We start from the raw sequence: 20,346 nt of genomic DNA, 5'->3' as shown, positions 1-20,346 counted from the left end.
AATGACTTTGGCGGAGGCTACTTCGGCGACGACGACTACGGCGACTTCGGCGGATTTGACGACTTCGACTTTTAGATAGACAAACGACTCCTCTGAAGAGCGTCGGAACAACTATTGGCGGGACTGGGATGTAGGATACGCTTCCAGCCTGTCGTTTTGACCATGACAAGCTGGAAGCTTATCTCACTTATTGTTTGGACGATCCTAAATACTTATCTCTCTCCCCATCGACGCCAGCAGGAAATTCAATGAACTGTCACATAAAAGCAGTTGTGGGTTGTGTGTTCGCAATCGCGGTCTTACCGGCAATCGCGTTCGCCCAACAGAAACCAGCCGATACGGTATTCACCGGTGGCAAGGTCTACACCGTCAACGACGCTCAGCCTTGGGCCGAAGCCGTGGCAGTGACAGGCAATCAGATTGTGTTCGTTGGGTCCAGCGCCGATGCCAAAGCGCTCGTTGGCGATGACACCAAAGTCGTCGATTGCTCAGGCAATACGGTCATGCCCGGTTTTATCAGCGCTCACGACCATCTGATCGCTTCAAGTTGGACCGCCCTGGGTGCGAATCTCTATGACGCCAAGAACAAGGCCGAGACGCTTGAGCAGATCAAAGAGTATGCCGAAACGCACCCGGACGAAAAGGTAATTCGGGGCGTCGGATGGGTTGCCGATAAACTTGGGGGTCGCCCCACGGCGAAAGATCTCGACACCGCCGTCCCCGATCGCCCGGCGATCATGCTCGATTTCACCATCCACGACGCGTGGCTCAACTCAGCAGCCTTGAAAGCGGCTGGCATCACCAAGGACACCCCAGACACGCTTCCGGGCGTCACTTATTGGGTGCGGGACGACGATGGGAATCCGACTGGGGCGGCCATCGAGATTCAATGGATGCAGGCCTACATCGATATGGGCGCTTGGGACGCGGAGACGATGGTCCGCCAAAGCAGTGAAGAACTCTTCACCATCGCTGCCCATAACGGCACGACTACCATCCTGAATCCTGGCATCATCACGCCGAACGTCAAAGACACGCACGGCGGCATGGAACGCGATTTCGAGGCCGCGATGGCGATGCTCGCCGAATTGGAGCAGGCGGGGACGCTCAAGCTCCGTGTACAGGCACTGCCATTCTTTAAGAATGCGAAGGCTGACCCGGACAAATTTGTCGCTTTTGCTTCTCGGATGCAGAAGAAATTTCAGGGCGACATGCTCCGCTGTGATTTCGTCAAGATTCACCCCGATGGCAACTGGAACGGGCAGGTGTCGCCGCACCTTGAACCCTATGAAACCGGCAAGCAGGGTGCTTTCAATATCCAGCCAGAGAAGATCAAAGCGGTCACGCTAGCTGCCAACAAAGCGGGTCTGCATACCGTCATTCACACCGACGGCAGCGCAACGGGAAGGGCTGCCGTCGATGCCTGTGTCGCAGCGAAGGAGGCTGGCTACAAGGACATGCGCAATGCCATCCACCACTTCACCTGGATTCACCCGGACGACTACAAACGCACCATCGAACACAAAATCCCAGTCAACGCCACGCCCAACTTCTACAACGACTGGTCCAACCAGCGGGAAGACGCTTATCGGCTGCTTGGCAAGGAACGCACCGAATCTCAGTTCGGTCTCTACACCGACCTGCCGGGCGATGGGGTTAAAGTCAGCCTATCGGCAGATGTGCCCAGCACGCAGCCAAGCATGCAGGCGCCGCTGTTCTGTGTCGAGGGAGCGGTCACGCTGATGGACCCCAGTCGTCCAGGCGAATCAAAGCCGTTCCCTGAAAATCGTACGCCGCTGACGGTCGCGCAGGCGATTCGAGCGGTCACGATCGATGCGGCATGGCAGCTAGCGATGGATCACAAAATCGGCAGCCTCGAAGTCGGTAAACTGGCCGATCTTGTTGTGCTAGAGAAAAACCCGTTCGCGGTAAAGCCTACCGAGATCGCGGAAATTGATGTCGCGTTCACGATGATGGACGGTCGGTTCACGCACACACCAGCGGACCAAGATGTCGAGGGCGAATCGAAAGACAAGTTTCTCGATTCGCGCGAGGTCATTCCGACAGCTTCGTACAATGTGCCTCAATCCAAGGAATTGAAGGCGCTCGTCGCATCGTTGCGTTTTGCAAGCCGATTCTGTTGCGATCGACATCACGCCAATTGCCAAGAACAAGAATGCGCCGAGCAAGCGATGCTACGTGCCAGAGGGATGATCATGGATGAGTAATATCCCGCACTACCTAATCCGTGACTCAATCTTAAAAACCGACAACACAGAGCCCGATCCTATGATGCATCCCCGAACACTTGACCGCCGAGAATTTTGCAGAGCTGCCGTTGCGTCGGCTGCGAGCGTGACCGCTTGCGGACTGGGGGCAACGTCCGCACACGCCGCGACGTTTGAAGCGGATGAACTCTGCTACATGTCGGCTGCGGAATTATTGCCACTGTTTCGGTCTGGCAAACTTTCGCCCGTGGACCTGTTGAAGGCCCAGATCGCTCGGTTCGAAGCGGTCGGGGAAAAGACCAATTCGGTCACCTACACGCATTTCGACACGGCGCTGGCACAAGCGAAGGTATCCGAGAAGCGTTACGGCAACGGAACGGCTCGTGCGTTGGAAGGAATCACCGTTGGCGTCAAGGACGAGCACCACGACAAAGGCTGGATCGTTACTCGCGGCTCGGTTCTGCTGAAAGACAACAAAATGGATCGGGCTGACCCGATTGTCACCAAGTTGAAACGGGCCGGCGCGGTGCTGAACATCCAGACCACTGCTCCTGAGTTCTACATGAGCGGGGTGACCTATTCGAAACTCTGGGGCGTCTCACGCTGTCCGTGGAACACGAACTATGCGGTTGGCGGTTCCTCGGGCGGTTCCGGCGGATCGCTGGCAGCCGGACTGTGTACCCTTGCGACCGGGTCGGACATGGGTGGGTCCATCCGTCTTCCTTGTGCTTACAACGGGCTGTACGGATTCAAGCCACCGTTTGGTCGCGTGGTTACCGAGTCGACGCTCTCACATTTCAGTGGGACCGGCCCGATGGCGCGAACGTTTGATGACATGGTCGCAATGATGAATGTGCTGTCCGGCCAGACCCCGCACGAACCGGGGACGATAAGCAAGTTGTTCATGCCGCGGGAATACCGCCCCATCAAGGGTATGCGGATCGCGAACGTCGGGTCGATGGGGCTTGTGCCTCTGGACAAAGACGCCCGGCAGGGGTTTGCTGGCGGGGTGGATGACTTGAAATCGCTGGGCGCCGAAGTCGATGACGTAAGTCTTGAAGTTGATTGGGCGGAGATGGTGGAGAAGTTCATCGGCGGCGTGATGGCAGGTCCGATGGGCGCCGGTCTGGCCGCCGACATTGGCCGCATCGACGAGATGACAACGTACGCCGCCTACTTTGCGAAGAAGGCGGTCGCCCCCGGTGTCGGATCAACGCAGGCGGCCGAATTCGAAGCCTATGTCCGGTCCCTTTATGCGAAGATCTCCGATGCCGTTTTCAGCAAGGGCTACGATGCGATCGTGATGCCTTCTCTGGCGACGCCGCATGTGCCTGCGGACTATGACGTCTCCAAGGAAGGCTTCGAGCTCGAGGGCCACCAGATGCACAAGTCGTTCATCCTAGCTCTGACGGTACCATGGAACGTCCTTAATTGGTGCCCGGTCGTAAACGTTCCAACGCGTCTCAGTTCCCAAGGCATGCCGACGGGAATGCAGATCATTGGTAAGCCGTATCACGACTTGCAAACTTTTCAAATCGCCCACGCCTACAAATCCGTGGCGCCACGACTTTTCTCGGGTGAGAATATGCCCGATTTTCGTCGTTGAAGCATTTGCAAATGAGTCATCATTGGCTAATCGAAAGCAACCTGAACTGACAAAGAGAGTCTTAATCATGAGTTTTAGATATACGAAGTTTGTCCTGGCGGCTTTGGCAATGGCCGTTGGCTGCCTGTCCACGCATGTCGCTGCACAAGACGAGTTCGCGTCCGCTGCAGAGCTGAAGCTGATGGAGGGCTTCCCTCCGCCGGCGGACAAACGAGTTGATCGATCCAACGCGCTGATGACTCCGCCGTTCAATCGGTGGTCGTATCTGAACATGCGATTGCTGTATCCCACCGCTGGGATCGGCAACGCAAGTCAACCGATCAAGATGCCGGCGGAAATCGACAAAGGGATTGCCGCCTTGAAGGTGGTCAAACCGGACGCAAAGGGTGCGCCGACAAAGACAAAGGTCGACATGGAGACCTACTTGAAGGAGACCTATTCGGACGCCCTCGTCGTGGTCCAGGGTGACAAGATTGTTTATGAAAAACACCTCAATGGTATGGACGGAAATCATCCGCATCAAATGATGTCGGTGACGAAGTCGTTCGCCGGATTATTTGGGCTGCAGGCAGTTGCGGACGGAAAGGCCGATGAAGGAGAGGTCGTTTCGAAGTACCTGCCCGAATTGAAAGCTTCGGGTGCGTTTAGCGATGCGACGTTCAAGCAAGTTTTGAATATGACCAACGCAATGGACTTTTCCGAAAAGTATGCAGATCCGGAATCAGGCATTCAACACTATGGCGTCGTCTTGGGACTGATGAATCCGCAACCGGGAAAAACCTACGCGAACAGCATCTACGAATACCTCCCGACTCTGGGGAAAGACCCCAAGCACGAGCATGGCGATGTGTTCCATTACCAAACACCCAAGACGGATGTCGTTAACTGGGTTACCAATCGCGTCACCGGTGTGTCGTTTCAGAAGAACATGTTTGACAAGCTTTGGTCCAAATTAGGCACCGATGGCGAGACCTACGTTCTGTTGGATACGAACGCAACACTCTTTGCCGGTGGCGGATTGAACGCAACACCCAGAGACCTTGCTCGATTCGGAAGCATGATGATTAGCGGAGGCAAGTTTGGGGGGCAACAAGTGATTTCTAAGAACGTGATCAGTCAGCTATCCGACGGCGCTTCGGTCGAGGCTTTTGCGAATGGGCCGAGCTCAACTGGAATGATGGCGGCGGAAGATTGGAGCTACCGAGCCCAATGGTGGGTTCGCCACCAGAAGGGCAAGGAAGCATTCACAGCACTTGGTATTCATGGTCAGTGGATCTACTGCGACATCCATCGTGGAGTTGCGATCATCAAACAATCGTCTCAGCCCACATCTGCAGACGACTACTATGACGCTTACAACCTCAACGCTTGGGACGCCATCATTGGCCACTTGAGCAATTAGCGTCGGCTTTGATATCTACCGTTGATTAACGAAACAAGAAGCGTATTCCATGTCCAAGTCATCCGAGAACAGATCAAGGTATCGGCTGCTGGAAACACAAATCCAATCGAGAGGAATCCAAGTATGAGTCGTTGCGAGTTCAAACTATTACTTTGCCTGGCAGTGTTGTTGTTATCGCCCGCTTCGGCGGGAGCGCAACAGAAACCTGCCGAACTTGTCTTCACCGGCGGCAAGGTTTACACGGTCGATGAGCAACAGCCGTGGGCAGAAGCGGTGGCGGTGACTGGCAGAGACATCGTATTCGTCGGGTCCAGTGCCGACGCCAAGCTATTCATCGGTGATGACACCGAAGTCGTCGATCTTGAAGGTCGATTGATGCTGCCTGGTCTGATCGACTCGCATTGTCATTTGCGGATCGGCGGCCAAGCGAATTCGGTGATGCTGAATCTGTTCGAAACGATGACTGAACCCGCCGGCGTCTCAGCCGAAGTGATCCGCAATCACGCGAAAACGCTGGGGGAAGATGACTGGGTGCTAGGCACCGGCTGGAGTCCGAGCCAGTTCCCCAAACCGACGCGACAGGAACTTGATGCATTGGTGGGCGGTCGCAAAGCGATGTTGGCCGACGACACTCAGCACAACGGCTGGTACAGCACCGCGGCGCTTCAGTATTTTGGCATCGACGCCGATACGCCCAATCCCAAAGGCGGCGTGATCGTTCGCGAAGAAGACGGCAAGACACCCAGCGGACACTTGCTTGAAAAAGCTCACATGCTGGCCGGTTTTCGTCAGACGCCGCAACTGTTCACGCTTGCCCAACAGGAGACCGCCATCAAGAAAGGCGTCTCGCTTCAAAACGAGCAGGGCATCACGTCGATTATCGAAGCGGCCTCGATGACACGAGAGGGCGGCGACGATCCTTACAAGCGTGTCGCCGCAATGGGAGAACTCAACCTGCGAGTCTCCATTAATACAGTTCACTTTTCACCGCTGGATGACGAAGTCAATCTCAAAACGATCCAGGGCCGACCGTTCCAAGGCACCGAGATGTTGGATTGCCGAACAGTTAAATGGGCCATCGATGGAGTTCCGGGCACGATGGCGTTTATGTCCGAGCCCTACAAAGACGGAACCCACCCGCCGGCCAACTACGATCAGGATCGACTGAACAGAGAAGTCGATCGCTATACCGAAATGGGCATGAGGATGATGTTCCACTGCGAAGGCGATGCGGGTATCGACATGACACTCAAGGCGATGGAGTACGCCCACGCCACGGGCAAGCCATTGGGCATGGATGACCGGCACATCATGACTCACTTAGATCATGTTCAGCCAGACCACATTGAGCGAATGAAGAAACTGAACATCATCGCACAAGTTCAGTTCCACTGGGCGGCCGCTACCACGTACAACCAGACGACCGTATTCAAGAACGTCCGAAAGGAACTTGTCGACCAAATGTATCCGTTCACGGATCTGATCGACGCGGGTCTGCACGTGGGGGCCGGCGCCGACTGGCCAACGTCACCGGAGTGGAAACCGTGGGAATTGATGCAAGTCGGTGCAACGAGGACGATGCTCGATGGCGAAGGTGGCCGATTTCCTGGCGAATCACTTTCGGTGGAGCAGATGGTCAAAGCGTTTACCATCGAAGGAGCTTACGCGATCTGGCGTGAAGACATCATCGGTAGCATCGAGGTCGGCAAGCGCGCCGATTTGATCGTTCTCGCCAATAACATCTTTGAAATCAAGCCCGAGGAACTCAGCCAGACTCGCGTGCTGCTGACATTGCTAAATGGCAATCCAGTTTGGGGTGCAAAGAACTTTGAAAAGGTCCAGCCGACAGGAGAGAGCGTGGAATATGGCGACTATGTACCGGGCCATTTTTGCGAATTCACGCTGCCTGGAGTTTGGCGGCCCAAAAAGTCCGAATCTAAGTAGCATTCTGAGCGGTGGAGGTGACAATGCAAATTGTCTTACTCCGGTTGGCACAAAGGCTTGAGCCCATCGAGCCTTGGGGACTAGGAACGATTCGCTTTTAAACTTCACGTTAACATGTCAATGAACGAGCTGTATTGAAAAACGAATCGGTGCTGGCCCGTCACGGAACTGTTATAAGCGGTGACGCTTGAGTTTTGACGTTTCGCATTTCAGCGGTACTAACGAAAACTGAGATGGCAACAGGCGGGGCAACTAAGATGAGAACATTACTTTTCGATATCGGAGGAAAACATGGCTTTGGTATTCTTGCTTTACACGGCGGCATTCTGGTTCATTCACACTCGACGAAAATTCGCTGCGTTCATCACGCTTGGCGCCGCCACCGGAGCTAGCATCGGTGTCTTTCTCTATCACGCCGATTCGTCCCTTGGATTGAATTTCTAGGATGAACAAACAAGGTCTGTACGTCGCCAACACCTGTTGCATGCTCATCCTTGTCGGTGTCTTGTTAGGTGCCTTCTATTTCCAGTACGGCTTAGGCGAAGATCCTTGTCCTCTCTGTCTTCTTCAGAGGATGGGGATGATCGGTGTTGCACTCGGATTGAGCTTGAATACTTTCTTTGGGTTCAGCAAGAAGCATTTCGCTTTTGTCATTTTCACGGCGGTTGTCGGCTGCGGATTTTCAACGCGACAGGTATTGCTGCATATCTCGCCTGAACCGGGAGCCCCCCTTGGTTATGGAACGCCTTTCTTCGGCATGCATCTCTACACTTGGGGCGTCTTAATTTTTGTCGCCTGCATCCTTGGTTCGGCGATCTTCCTGTTTTTAATTGAAGATGAGCGCGAAGCACCACCCAGAGCCGCTTCCTGGTTCGAGAAAATCTCCTTCTATCTGATGTTCTTCATCTGCACTGCAAACCTACTATCAACGTTTCTGATGTGCGGTGTCGGTCCATGTTGCGAAAACGGTCCATGCCCGTGATGAGGGGCCTTCACCCCAATTCCCGATCGCCATGTCGGTAAAAGGGCGTGCAGATTGTCATCACGCAGCTCTGCGCGGACACTTTCGCCTGCGTTCGGTTGGACCAACCGAGATGGCGTACGAATTGACCAACTTGCGTTCGGTGGCTGACAACGAAACGAATTTCGCACGGTCGTTAAGCTACGTCAGACGTAGCGTCGCAACCCAGCGAGAAACCCCTGAAGAGTTTTCGCGATTTGCCGTCAGTTTGCCTCTGGTGCGAGTCGTTCAAGGGTTAGAGGAAGAACATTCCCGTGCCACGAATCCGCCCAAACGCATGAATAACTTAAGGGAGGAGGAGATTCTTCGCTCTTGTGTCTGAGGATTTTGTTTTCCGCCCAGAAAGAGATCCTATTCCTACCCAACACCGTCAAAGGCCGCGACCCGCTCAAGGAAGCCAGCATCCGCCCCATCGCCAAAACACTTGATTGGAAACAACAACGCAGAATGTGGCGAGCGATTAAGGACTCTCAACCTGTTAACCCGAGCCAAACATGAATCGTCCGGTTCGGTGGGGCGGAAGCAAACGGCGTGGTAACAAGCAGCCACCTTGTGAACCGAGAGCGCGCTAGTGCGCAGAGCAAAAACCATTGAGACGGACGCTGGCTCATGCGAAACTGGGACGGCCTAGTTCGAAAGAGAGGTTTCCGGCAAATCACCGAAACTTGAAAAACGCCCCAAACACGGCGTTTATTGACCTGCCAAGAATGGCTGGTGGAGACTCTCAACGTGCGGACTGGCCGGTCGGGCCAATTCCGCAGATTGAAAAGAGTACAGCGGAAGCAACGCTCTTCGTGATGACTCTCGGATCGATCGTCTTGCAGGCACGCACTCTTTCGCAGTTCATTGATGTCGCCGAGCGACTCGTCCGAATCGACTCCATCACATTTATTGTCCGAGAACTCGAACAGATTCAATCAGAATGTCGTGACAATCAAGCAGTGTCGTCGCTTTCGCTTGTCAACTAAGATAGTGGTCGCATCAGCACAAGCAGCCGTCGCGTTCGAACTTGTGGGCCGTGATGCTGCATCATCTCACTCGTTCATTCACTCATCGGTAACCGTTGTCCATGGGACCTCCGAAAATAGAGAAGCCTGCTGACACTGGGAGCACTGATTGTCGCGATCCGTCGCGTGGTAAGCAGGGCGAGCGTGTCGTGGCCAGCCAGAATCCGGTGACGACCATCCTGAAGACGAAGCTTAGGCCTCCGGTGATGGTGCCTGGGCTCGTCGAGCGGCCACGGCTTACGCACGCCTTGCAGCAGAATCCGCAGCGGCCGTTGACGCTCGTGTCGGCGCCGGCCGGCTACGGCAAAACCACGGTGGTGATTCAATGGTTGCATGCCAGCAATACTCAACCCGCCTGGCTGCAACTCGACGAACGGCAAAACGATCTCAGATCTTTTCTGAATCACTTCGTCTCGGCCATCGAAATGCACATCCCTGTGGCCTGTGTCAACACGATCGCTCTGCTGCAAGCCGCTCAAATGCCTCCTCTCGGTGTGTTGGCAGAAACATTGAGCAATGATCTGGATGCGATCGAGGAGCCCTTCGTCCTGGTGCTGGATGACTATCACCTGGTCGCCGAACCGGCTGTACATGAACTACTCGAAGACCTCCTGCGGTACCCACCCCGCTCGCTGCATCTGGTGCTGATTACTCGACACGATCCGCCATTGTCGCTCTCAGCGTTGCGGGCTCGCGGTTGGTTGACAGAAATCCGGCAGGACGCTCTCCGTTTCTCGCAGCCAGAGGTCAGAGCGGTTCTTCAGGAAATGGCGGGCACGACACTGAGTGATACGGCACTGGCGCACCTCGAATTAGAGATGGAAGGATGGATCGTCGGTCTGCACCTGGTCGGTTTGTTGTTGCGCAGCCATGCCGAACCTGAGGAATTCGTGTTGAGCTTGAAAGGGGGTTCGCAGCAGGTCCAGGATTATTTGTTGGAAGAAGTCATCTCCGCCCAGCCAGCAATGATCCGGGAACATTTGCTGAAGATATCTATTGTGGATCAGTTTTGTGCAGCGCTCGTCGAAGCGCTCACTCGTGTCGACGGTATGACGGACGCGCAAATGACGGGACGGGATTTCCTTGAGGAAATCAGACGAAGTAATTTATTCGTGGTCCCGCTGGATGTGCAAAACGAGTGGTATCGATTTCATCACTTGTTCCAAAACCTGCTGCAAGGGCAGTTGAAACGTTGCCACGGCAACGATGAAATCGCCGCATTGCATTTGAGAGCCAGCGAGTGGTATGAGGTCGAAAGTCTCATTGAAGACTCGATCGATCATGCCCTGGCGATTGGCGATTCCCAACGAGCGGCGGAAATCGTCGAGCGTCATTCCCGCGCCATGATGAATGAGGATGAGTGGCACGTCGTGGAGAAATGGCTCGCCCGGCTGCCTGACGCACAGGTGATGAATCGTCCGGAGCTGTTACTGGCCCGCGCATGGATTCACTATTACCGGCTGAATGTCACTGCGATTCCTCCGATTCTGGATCAGGTCGATGAACTGATGAGAAAGGACCCTGAGATATCGAATCTGTCCGGACAGGTGGCATTTTTTCGCGGGTTTTCTGAGCTCTTCAAGGGAGATGGCGTTACCAGCCTGAAACACATCAATTACGCGTTGGAACACATCCCGCTGACAGATCACGAATTCCACGCCGAGACCGAGATTATTTTCGGGCTGGCCGGGCAGATGCAGGGGGAACTTGTTCGAGTCACTCAAACAATCACCGGGTGGCTCGCGGCTCCGTCACCTCTGCACCCAATCCGCGAAACCCATCTCCTGATCACCTTGAGTTTTGTCTCCTGCATTGCCGGCGATCCGATGGGGGCGGCAGCAAGACTGAAAAGAATACGGTTGGTCGCCCGAGCAAACGAATTGGAATACCCGTTGGCGTGGTGCGACTATCTCGATGGCATCTTTCACCTTCAGCGCGGGGAGGTTGACCTCGCGATTGGATTTCTGAAAAAAGCCCTCAAGCGAAAACACTCCCAACACGCCCGCGCTGCTGTCGATGCAATCGTCGCTTTGGCGATCGCCTATCAGCTGCGAGGACAGACAAATCAGGCCGAAGCGACGCAGCGGACCCTCGTTGAATTCGTAAATAACCTTGGTCCGCTCTTCCAGCCTCTGGCTGACTCCTGCGCGCTGCGTCTGGCCGTCATGCAGGGACAATCGGAGGCTGTGCAGCGCTGGCTTGGGTTACCCACGCCGGGGGTCGAGGTAATGTTGTTTTGGTTCGAGATTCCCTGCGTTACCCGTTGTCGTGCGCTGATCGCAGATGGCTCGGCGGCCAGCCTCAAGACAGCGCAGGAGCGACTGCACGAATACGCGGTAGCCAATGAGGCTCAACATAATACCTGCCAATTGATCGGTATGCTGTGCCTTCAGGCGGTGGCTTACCAAAAGCAAGGGGAACAAGAGCATGCACTCAATTGCGCTGAAAAAGCCGCCCGGTTGGCCCAACCAGGCGGCTTCGTTTTCCCTTTTGTGGAGCTCGGCCCGCCGATGGCCCAGCTGCTGATTCAATTGCGCTCAAACAAGGTCGGCCTGGAGTTAATCGATCGGCTGCTGTCGGCTTTCCCCCATGAACAGGCGGATTCCAGACGGGTCGACGGTATTGAACAAACGGCCCAAGTCGTTGCGATGCCGACCAGCTCGCTGCCGCAACGGACGTCGAAATCCATCAATGCTCCAACTGACGCCCTCACCAACCGGGAACTCGAAACGCTTGAACTGCTGTCGCAGCGGCTTTACGACAAGGAGATTGCCAAAGTCATGTCGATCTCTATTTGGACCGTCAAGAGCCATGTGAAGCACATCTACGAAAAGCTGCATGTCAACAACCGCCGCCAGGCCGTGGCCAGGGCAGAGGAACTCGGGTTGTTGGCGGGCAAATAGGCCTGCGCTGGGCAGCGGCCCGAAGCTGCCGGCATCTGGCCGGCCCTGTTATGGTCACCGCAGGCAGCGACGGCAGGGCCTGAGCTGTGCGCACTGGGCGTCGATAGCTCTTCTTTTTGGGCCGTCTCCCTCGTTTATCACTCATTGTGAGTGATGCGATCTGCCTTGAAGGGCCGCATAATGATCTTCTAACGACACATAGAAACAGCGGGCGACGTGAATTGATGGAGGCGTTGAACATGCCTGACGAACAATGGCCACAAATTCAACCGGGTAAACCAGCTTGCTATCGCATCGCAGTGATGGGGCGGGTGGATGAACACTGGTCTGGACGCTTGGGTGGAATGCAGATTGCAAGCGAGCAACAAGACGATCAACCGATCACGATCATGACGGGTCAAGTAAAGGACCAAGCCGATCTCATTGGTGTTCTCAATACCCTGTACCAAATTCGCACGCAAATCCTATCGGTGAACTGTGAACCTTGTCATGAACCAGAAGCCAACCACTAGCGGGGTACCGCGAGGGTTCGACGTCACGACCACCGACAGCAATTCAAAGAAACACCAAAGTAACCACAAGCGAAGGAGAATCAAGCATGTTGGTCCGTTGTCACGGATGGAAGACGAATCGATCGTCATCAACGGAAACATCAAGGCCGTGGTGACGGCGATCCAAGGAGGAAGGGTTCGTCTCGGTATCGAAGCTCCGCAAAATGTGCCGGTTCATCGCCAGGAAGTCCACAACAGGCTGAAACGAGACACGACGGAGGAAGCACTTGGCGTCAGATGACTCACACCTGTTATTGAATCGAAAACACCTAAATTACACGAGGGATTTGAAAGTGAAAATGAAACAACAAACTGATTCGAACGCGTTTACGTCGGGTTATGCCAGGACCGAAGATGTACGAGCAACACCCGCGGCTAGAACCGTCGGCTCCATTCTGGTCGTCGCGATGCTTTTCGTATATGGACTGACGACGACAGTCGTTGTGGCTCAAGAAAAGGCACAAGTCGACCGCACGGAACTTCCCATCAAGGCGCCGTGGTATCCGCCAATCACCACACTGGACGCCCGCGATGCCAAGGCACCGCCGGTGTTCGAAGTCAAAGCACCGAAGGAGGCACCGAACGTGGTCGTCATCCTGCTCGATGATCTGGGCTTCGGTGGCACGAGTGCCGCCGGCGGCGTGATTGAAACGCCCCACTTTGACAGACTGGCCCGCGCCGGTTTGTTGTACAACCAGTTCCACACCACGGCACTTTGCTCACCGACTCGGCAAGCTCTGATCACCGGCCGCAATCACCATTCATGCAACCAGGCCAAGATCACGGAAGTCGCGACGGCCTTCCCCGGCGCGACCGGCATGCTGCCCAACGACATCGCGACAATTGCCGAGACGTTGCGACTGAACGGTTACAGCACGGCCGCCTATGGCAAGCACCACGAAACAGCCGTATGGGAAATTAGTCCCTCGGGGCCGTTTACTCGCTGGCCGAACTTCACCGGTTTCGATGAGTTCTACGGGTTCCTGGGCGGTGAGACCAATCAATGGTCTCCGGCTGTCTATCACAACCTGAACCGTGTCGAGACGCCGGAAGATCCGGACTATCACTTCATGAACGACATGGCCACAAAGTCCATCGAGTGGATGCGTTTCCAGCAGGCGCTCACCCCGGATAAGCCGTTCTTTGTTTACTTCGCTCCGGGCGCCGTGCATGCACCGCATCACGTGCCAAAATTTTACATCGAAAAACAAAAGGGCAATTTCGACGAAGGCTGGGACGTGATCCGCGAGCGAATCTTCGAACAGCAAAAGAAACTGGGCGTCATTCCTAAAGACACAAAGCTGGCGAAAAAGCCCGACGACATCAAGGATTGGAAAGATCTCTCGGCCAAAGAGCAGAAGCTTTTTGCCCGTCAGGCCGAAGTCTTCGCCGCGTTCCTCGACATGACCGATCACGAGACCGGGCGAGTCATTCAGGCGATCGAAGATATGGGTGAGCTCGACAACACGCTGATCTTCTACATCGCCGGTGACAACGGCACCAGCGCCGAAGGCGGGATGTCTGGGCTGTACAACGAGATGACGTACTTCAACAACGAACCGCAGGGTTCGGACATCGACTTCATGTTGAAGTATTACGACAACTGGGGCGACGCGAGCACCTATCCGCACATGGCGGCGGGCTGGGCTGTCGCTTTTGATTCGCCGTTCACGTGGACCAAGCAGGTCGCTTCCAATTATGGCGGCACTCGCAATGCGATGGCGATTCATTGGCCCGACCGCATCAAGGCGAAGGGCGAAATCCGCAGTCAGTGGCACCACGTGATCGACGTGGCGCCGACCATTTTGGAAGCTGCCGGACTCCCGGAACCGCGAATCGTCAATGGCACGCCACAGCGGCCGATCGAGGGAACCAGCATGGCCTACACCTGGGACTTTCCGAACGCGCCAAGTCAACACACGATCCAGTACTTTGAGATGTTCGGGAACCGCGGAATCTATTTCGACGGTTGGTTCGCCGGCACCTTGCACGTCAAGCCGTGGGCGAGCCCCGAAACTCGATTTACCGAGGACACGTGGGAGCTCTATCACGTCGCGGAAGACTTCAGCATGTCGACGGACCTTTCCAAACAACACCCTGAAATGCTGGCCAAACTGCAACAAGCCTTTCTCGGTGAAGCGGTCAAATACAAAGTGTTGCCACTGGACGATCGCCGGCAGGAGCTGTTCAATCCCAAGATCGCCGGCCGACCGGACCTGATGTTCGGACGCACCAGTCTGACTCTCTATGAGGGCATGAACGGACTGCTCGAAAACGACTTCATCAATATCAAGAACACCTCATTTGAAATCGTGGCCGAAGTTGAGAGCGGAGACAAACCGGCCAATGGGGTGATCGTCGCGCAAGGCGGACGCTTCGGCGGTTGGGCGCTGCACGTTAAAGAGGGAGTTCCGAGATACACGTACAACTATCTCGGTCTCAAGCACTCGGTCGCCGCGGGCACTGCCAAATTGCCCAGCGGGAAGTCGACCGTGAAAATGGACTTCGCCTACGACGGAGGAAAGAAACCGGGTGCCGGTGGCACGGCGACTCTCTACGTCAATGACAAGTCCGTAGCTACGGTGAAGGTTCCCAAAACGGAATTTTCAGTCTTCTCTGCCGACGAATCTGCCGGAGTCGGCATCGACATGGAAACCACCGTGTCCGAAGAGTACGACCGCGAGGGTAGCAAGTACACCGGCAAGATCGATAAGGTAACGATCACGCTGAAGAAGTAAGCCCTTCGACCCCGGGGCAACCGAACGCCGGTTGCCCCGGTTCGGTCGCGTGTTTCAAAAACTACGCTGGAGAAACGCTGTGGAACTTGACGGGCAAGGGCAATGCCTACGGCAAGGTGGGGGTGATCGAAGCAGGTGCGATGGCCGACATCGTCATCTTCAACAAGAACTTTATGGAGGATGTATCCATCATCGAAGATGCCAAGAACAACCTCAAGGTGATCATCAAGGACGGCAAAGTCTACAACAACACACTAAAGAAAGAAGACAATGAGCATTCTGAAAAACGAACCGATCTACCCCTCCAACGACGGCGACTACGCTAAACCACGGCACATCATTGTCGAAGGCACCAACGAGGAAATCGGCTTCGATCTCGGCACCCTCGCCAAGAACGAATACGGCACCAAGCTGGGCGTCTACGACGAACCGATTTATGCGGTGGCGCGACGTGAATACCTGGCCCGCAACTGGCCGGCGATGCTGGAACGTTCCCAAGGGGTGCTTCGTGCTTACGGTCTATCGGCGGACGACGTAGTGCACGATGCGACCGCTTTGCCTTACGACTGGTACGACGCGAGCCGAGGCAGAAGTCTGGAAGGGAACACCTGTTCGGCTGCCGTGCTACCCATTGAGAAGAGCGAAAACGGCGCGACGTTTGTTTCCCGGAATTTCGACCTGATGGCCATGGTGCTGTGGAGTGAACTCTTCGGCAAGCAGGCTCCCGAGGGGGCCTACCGGGGTTGGGAACGTGGCGTGGTTCTGGAGACCCGGCCCGACACGGGTTACAAAACCATTCTGATCGGTGGCCAGGAACTACTGTCGCCCTACATCGATGGCCTCAACGAAAAAGGTCTCTACATCTCGCTCTTTCACGATCCGGCAGGTGTGGGAGACGAAGCTGGCCCACCGTCAGGCCTGGCGATGTCCGGAGTCTCCATGGTCCAGGCGGTCGGGATGATCCTCGACTCTTGCGCCACCGTGGAAGAGGCCAAGCAGATGATCCTCAGCAATCGCATCATGCACATGATCATGACCGCCCACATGATCATCGCGGATGCCAAAGGCGCCGCCACCATCTTCGAGATCGAGAAGCATTCACAGGCGTACGTCTTTACTGACCGCAAAGCCAATGAACCGCTCTTCATTACCAATCACCCGGTTTACAACTATCCGACACCGCCGACGTATCCCGAGTTTGACGAGAGCAAGGAGCACAACACGTTTCAACGTCAGCTCATTTTCCGGGACGCCTACGCAGGTCTCAAGCCGCCGTTCAAGAAAGAAGATGCCACGGCAATGACCGATGCCGTTCATTGTTCTTTTGTCGATGATGAAAAGGCTGAGGCGGCACCCATGGAACGCACGTTGATCAATACGACTGCCGATCTCTCGAAGCCGGAGATCAGCGTCCGCTTTTACCTGGGGGACGTGGGTCCAATCGCCGGCACCAACCAGATGGAAGATCGCATGAGCGACTACTACACGTTTGAGTTTTGAATCACAGGCCAATCGAAAAAGGGAAAAATGTTACCACCAAGCGAACCGCTAAGCACCAGCATTCTGGCAATCATGTATGCCGGTGATGTGGTATTCGCCATCAGCGGAGCGTTGTGTGCGGCCCGGCATCGCATGGACGCGTTGGGATTTGTCTTGATTGGTACCATCACCGGAATCGGCGGCGGTACCACCCGCGATTTGCTGTTGGGGCGGACGGTCTGGTGGACGCAGGATCCAGCAGAGTTGGTGCTGTGCATGGTAGCGGCGCTCGCTACCTACTTTTTTATCAAACACGACATCTCCCAGCGGAAAGGGATGATCTGGTCTGATGCACTCGGCTTGGCCTGTTTCGGGGTAGTTGGATGTCATGTGGCGCTGGGTTTCGGCGCCCCGTTCATTGTCGCCGTGTTCCTGGGGATGGTGACTGCCACCGGCGGTGGTGTGATCCGCGATACCATGACCCAAACCCAGCCAATGATCCTCTGCGGCGAACTCTATGCGACTGCAGCCCTGGCAGGGTCTCTTACCTATGCGGTGCTGATCCAACTATCGCTACCGGAAGGCGTTGCTGAAGGACTGGCGTTTCTGATCGCGTTTTCACTACGGGCCGCAACCATCCTATTCAACATTCGAATGGGGCCGCCCGGTGAATTTATCCGCATTGGCGGTCGCAACGTTGAGCAAAATCCACAAGAAACGGTTACTCCACAGACTTTGAAATAAGAAGCAAACATAAGATGACAAAACAAAACGAACAATACGACATCGTCATCCATGGCGGCCGCGTGATGGATCCCGAGAGTGGCCTTGATGCCGTGCGCAACGTCGGCGTCAAGGGTGAAACGGTGGCGATCATCACTGAGGAAGCAATCGATGGCAAGGAAACCATTGATGCCACGGGACACGTGGTCGCTCCGGGCTTTATCGATACACACTCACATGGTCAGGATGCCTTCGCGTTCAAGTTGAAGTTGCGGGACGGCGTGACCACTCCGCTGGAACTCGAAGCGGGAGCCTATCCTGTCGATGACTTCTACAACGCATTCGAGGGGAAAGCTCAAGTCAACTACGGGGCCACCGTCAGCCATGCCTTTGGCCGCATTGCCGCGATGGACGGCGTGGATCCGAAGGGCTTTGGTCTCTACGGCGGAGCGATCAACGCCGCTGCCACTGACGGTGCGCAGTGGCATGAGAAGACAGCCGACGATCCGGAGGATTTGAAAAAGATCCTGTCCAATGTCGAAGCAGGATTGAACCAGGGCGCTCTCGGGATCGGTGTGCCAATTGGGTATTACAACAAGATTACGTCGGCGGAAATCTATGCAGTCTACGGCGTGGCGAAGCGTTACAAAACGTTTGTCGGAAGCCATGTGCGCTATATGTCCAACATCCAGCCAAGCGGTGTTCTGGCGCTCATGGAAGCGCTTTCGGATGCCTGGGTGCAGGATGTTCCGCTGCTGATCCACCATATCCACAGCACTTCCCTGGGCCGCACTCGCGAAGCTCTCGAACTAGTCGACAAGGCACGCGAACGCGGACTGAATGTCATTACCGAAGCGTATCCCTACGACTACGGTTCCTCAATCATTGGCGCCGACTATCTCGGCCCTGGATTCCAGCAGGCGATGGGGATGGATTACGAGGACATTACGTATGTGAAAACGGGAGAGAAGATGACAGAGCAACTCCTCGCCAAATATCGGAGCGGGGATCCTGGTGGCATGATGATGATGAAGCACATGAAGGAGCCCGATGTCATGGCGGCCATGAAACATGAAGGTGTCATTGTCGGTTCCGACAGCATGCCATTCATCGACGAGGATGGAAACATTCCCGCTGGGGACGCTCCTTTCGGAACGGGCCAGGGACACCCCCGTGGCGCCGGGTGCTTTGCGCGAACCTTGCGATTGGTGCGCGAGAAGGATCTTTGTCCGCTGATGACTGCGATTTCAAAGATGACCTATCTGCCGGCCAAATGGCTTGAAGAGTTCGCGCCCGACATGAAACGACGGGGCCGCTTGAGTGCGGGTGCCGCAGCCGATATCACCATTTTTGATCCGGAAACAGTGACCGACAACTCAGAGCCCGTTGCGGGAAAGATGACGCTGGCGTCCACGGGAATCCCCTATGTGCTGGTCAACGGAACGATCGTCGTCAAGGATTCGGAAGTGTTGAAGGATGTCTATCCCGGTCAACCCATTCGCAATGCAGTGCGGAGTTAAGGTGCAAAGTGGGACAGGCTTCCAGCCTGTCGTTTCAGGCATGACAGGCTGGAAGCCTATCCCACTTATTTCCCGCTCATTCCTAACCATGGGACTCACAAGATGCCTTTGAACTCGCCCGACCCTGCCAGAGAAACTGAGGAGACGCAGCGGCCGTCGCTTCCGGTGACCATTATCAGTGGCTTTCTTGGTTCCGGTAAAACGACGTTGCTCAATTATATTCTGAGCGAAGACCACGGGAGTCGTGTCGGGGTGTTGGTCAATGATTTCGGTGCCATCAATATCGACGCCAAATTGATCGTCGGTGTCGAAGGGGAAACGGTTAACCTCGCCAACGGTTGTGTCTGCTGCAGCATTCGTGACGATCTGGTGGCGGCTTGCCTGGGGATGTTGCAACGAGCGGAGCCGCCGGATCAATTGATCATCGAAACCAGCGGCGTGTCCGACCCCGTTGAGGTGGCGAACACTTTTCTGATGCCTGAGTTGCAACCCTTTCTGTCACTGAACTGCATCATCGGGGTGGTGGATGCCGAACAGCTGCCGTCGCTCACCGACGAACTGGGCGTCCTGGCACGGCAGCAGATTCGTGTCGCTGACATGGTGGTGTTGAACAAGGTGGACCTGGTCGGAACAGAAGCCTTGGCCAAGGTCCGAGCTCTCGTGCACCAGATTGCCCCGGGATCACGGATCTTTGAAACCCATCAAGCGCGGGTGCCGCTCAAATTGATGCTCGGTGCAGGACTGGACGAGGCCGGAATGCAGCACCCGGTGGCCTGTGCAGATCCCGTCGATCACGCAGATTCCCATAATCACGACTTTGATCACCCGTTCTCAACCTGGCATTGGAGCTGCGATCAGCCGCTGTCGTTGCCCAGGCTGCGGAGGGTTGTCGAATCCTTGCCGAACACGATCTATCGGGCTAAGGGCATCGTCTGTCTCGAAGAATTACCGACTTACCAGATTGCACTCCAGATGGTGGGCAAGCGAACCAGCCTCGCCGACACCGCACTTTGGGGATCCCAGCCACCGCGATCAGAAATCGTCCTGATCGCATCGCGGGGCGGAATCAACAGCGAGGCACTGCAAGCTGCTTTTGAGAACTGCATCGGGACTGGAGACGAATCGCAGTCACCGATTCTCCGACTGAAGCGATTGCTGGAAACGAGTCCCGCAGAAATCACATAACAGACTTTTCCGAAATGCCTCTTCAACAGAAAAGAACAA

General features: G+C 55.4%; 16 protein-coding genes. All 16 read left to right on the top strand.

Translation table 11 applies throughout. The features are described from left to right. Window positions 1-248 precede the first annotated feature (248 nt). The 16 genes from CA13_RS12550 (at window position 249) to CA13_RS12480 (ending at window position 20,307) form a co-directional block, all read left to right on the top strand. Window positions 249-2,228, top strand: coding sequence for an amidohydrolase (locus tag CA13_RS12550; protein WP_146397123.1), 1,980 nt, complete (start codon window positions 249-251; stop codon window positions 2,226-2,228). Beyond that, complete coding sequence (locus tag CA13_RS12545; RefSeq protein ID WP_146397121.1) at window positions 2,221-3,834, top strand: amidase; 1,614 nt, start codon at window positions 2,221-2,223, stop codon at window positions 3,832-3,834. Before CA13_RS12550 ends, CA13_RS12545 begins: the two co-directional genes overlap by 8 nt. Window positions 3,835-3,901: 67 nt before the next feature. Then, window positions 3,902-5,236, top strand: coding sequence for a serine hydrolase domain-containing protein (locus CA13_RS12540; protein WP_146397119.1), 1,335 nt, complete (start codon window positions 3,902-3,904; stop codon window positions 5,234-5,236). Between the two features lie 123 nt (window positions 5,237-5,359). After that, entirely contained in the window at window positions 5,360-7,180 is a 1,821-nt protein-coding gene (locus CA13_RS12535) for an amidohydrolase (protein WP_146397117.1), read from the top strand. Window positions 7,181-7,471: 291 nt separating this feature from the next. Continuing rightward, window positions 7,472-7,624, top strand: a complete 153-nt coding sequence (locus tag CA13_RS35050) for a DUF5993 family protein (protein WP_419194248.1) — start codon at window positions 7,472-7,474, stop codon at window positions 7,622-7,624. Between the two features lies 1 nt (window position 7,625). Next, entirely contained in the window at window positions 7,626-8,162 is a 537-nt protein-coding gene (locus tag CA13_RS12530) for a disulfide bond formation protein B (RefSeq protein ID WP_146397115.1), read from the top strand. A 704-nt stretch (window positions 8,163-8,866) separates the two neighbouring features. Further along, the gene (locus CA13_RS12525) at window positions 8,867-9,169 is read left to right on the top strand and encodes a hypothetical protein (RefSeq protein ID WP_146397113.1); all 303 of its coding nucleotides are present in this window, start codon (window positions 8,867-8,869) and stop codon (window positions 9,167-9,169) included. A gap of 188 nt (window positions 9,170-9,357) precedes the next feature. Further along, complete coding sequence (locus tag CA13_RS12520) at window positions 9,358-12,111, top strand: winged helix-turn-helix domain-containing protein (protein ID WP_419194247.1); 2,754 nt, start codon at window positions 9,358-9,360, stop codon at window positions 12,109-12,111. A 239-nt stretch (window positions 12,112-12,350) separates the two neighbouring features. Further along, window positions 12,351-12,623 (top strand): hypothetical protein, encoded by a 273-nt coding sequence (locus CA13_RS12515; RefSeq protein WP_146397109.1) that lies wholly within the window; start codon window positions 12,351-12,353, stop codon window positions 12,621-12,623. A gap of 106 nt (window positions 12,624-12,729) precedes the next feature. Then, window positions 12,730-12,903: a carbon storage regulator gene (locus CA13_RS12510; protein WP_146403625.1), complete on the top strand. Its 174-nt coding sequence runs from the start codon at window positions 12,730-12,732 to the stop codon at window positions 12,901-12,903. Window positions 12,904-12,961: 58 nt separating this feature from the next. Further along, on the top strand, window positions 12,962-15,400 hold the full coding sequence (locus CA13_RS12505; RefSeq protein ID WP_473087508.1) for an arylsulfatase: 2,439 nt from the start codon (window positions 12,962-12,964) through the stop codon (window positions 15,398-15,400). Window positions 15,401-15,486: 86 nt separating this feature from the next. Next, complete coding sequence (locus tag CA13_RS12500) at window positions 15,487-15,726, top strand: hypothetical protein (protein ID WP_146397108.1); 240 nt, start codon at window positions 15,487-15,489, stop codon at window positions 15,724-15,726. Continuing rightward, entirely contained in the window at window positions 15,671-16,900 is a 1,230-nt protein-coding gene (locus CA13_RS12495; protein WP_146397106.1) for a carcinine hydrolase/isopenicillin-N N-acyltransferase family protein, read from the top strand. The genes CA13_RS12500 and CA13_RS12495 overlap by 56 nt, the downstream gene beginning before the upstream one ends. Before the next feature lie 27 nt (window positions 16,901-16,927). Next, window positions 16,928-17,623, top strand: coding sequence for a trimeric intracellular cation channel family protein (locus CA13_RS12490; protein ID WP_146397104.1), 696 nt, complete (start codon window positions 16,928-16,930; stop codon window positions 17,621-17,623). A 14-nt stretch (window positions 17,624-17,637) separates the two neighbouring features. After that, a complete protein-coding gene (locus CA13_RS12485) occupies window positions 17,638-19,122 on the top strand; it encodes an amidohydrolase family protein (protein ID WP_146397102.1) in 1,485 nt (494 codons plus the stop codon). A 102-nt stretch (window positions 19,123-19,224) separates the two neighbouring features. Next, window positions 19,225-20,307, top strand: coding sequence for a CobW family GTP-binding protein (locus CA13_RS12480; RefSeq protein WP_146397100.1), 1,083 nt, complete (start codon window positions 19,225-19,227; stop codon window positions 20,305-20,307). The last annotated feature ends 39 nt before the right edge of the window (window positions 20,308-20,346 follow it).

This window comes from Novipirellula herctigrandis (assembly GCA_007859835.1).
Lineage (GTDB): Bacteria > Planctomycetota > Planctomycetia > Pirellulales > Pirellulaceae > Novipirellula_A > Novipirellula_A herctigrandis.
This window is presented reverse-complemented; position numbering and strand designations above follow the sequence as displayed.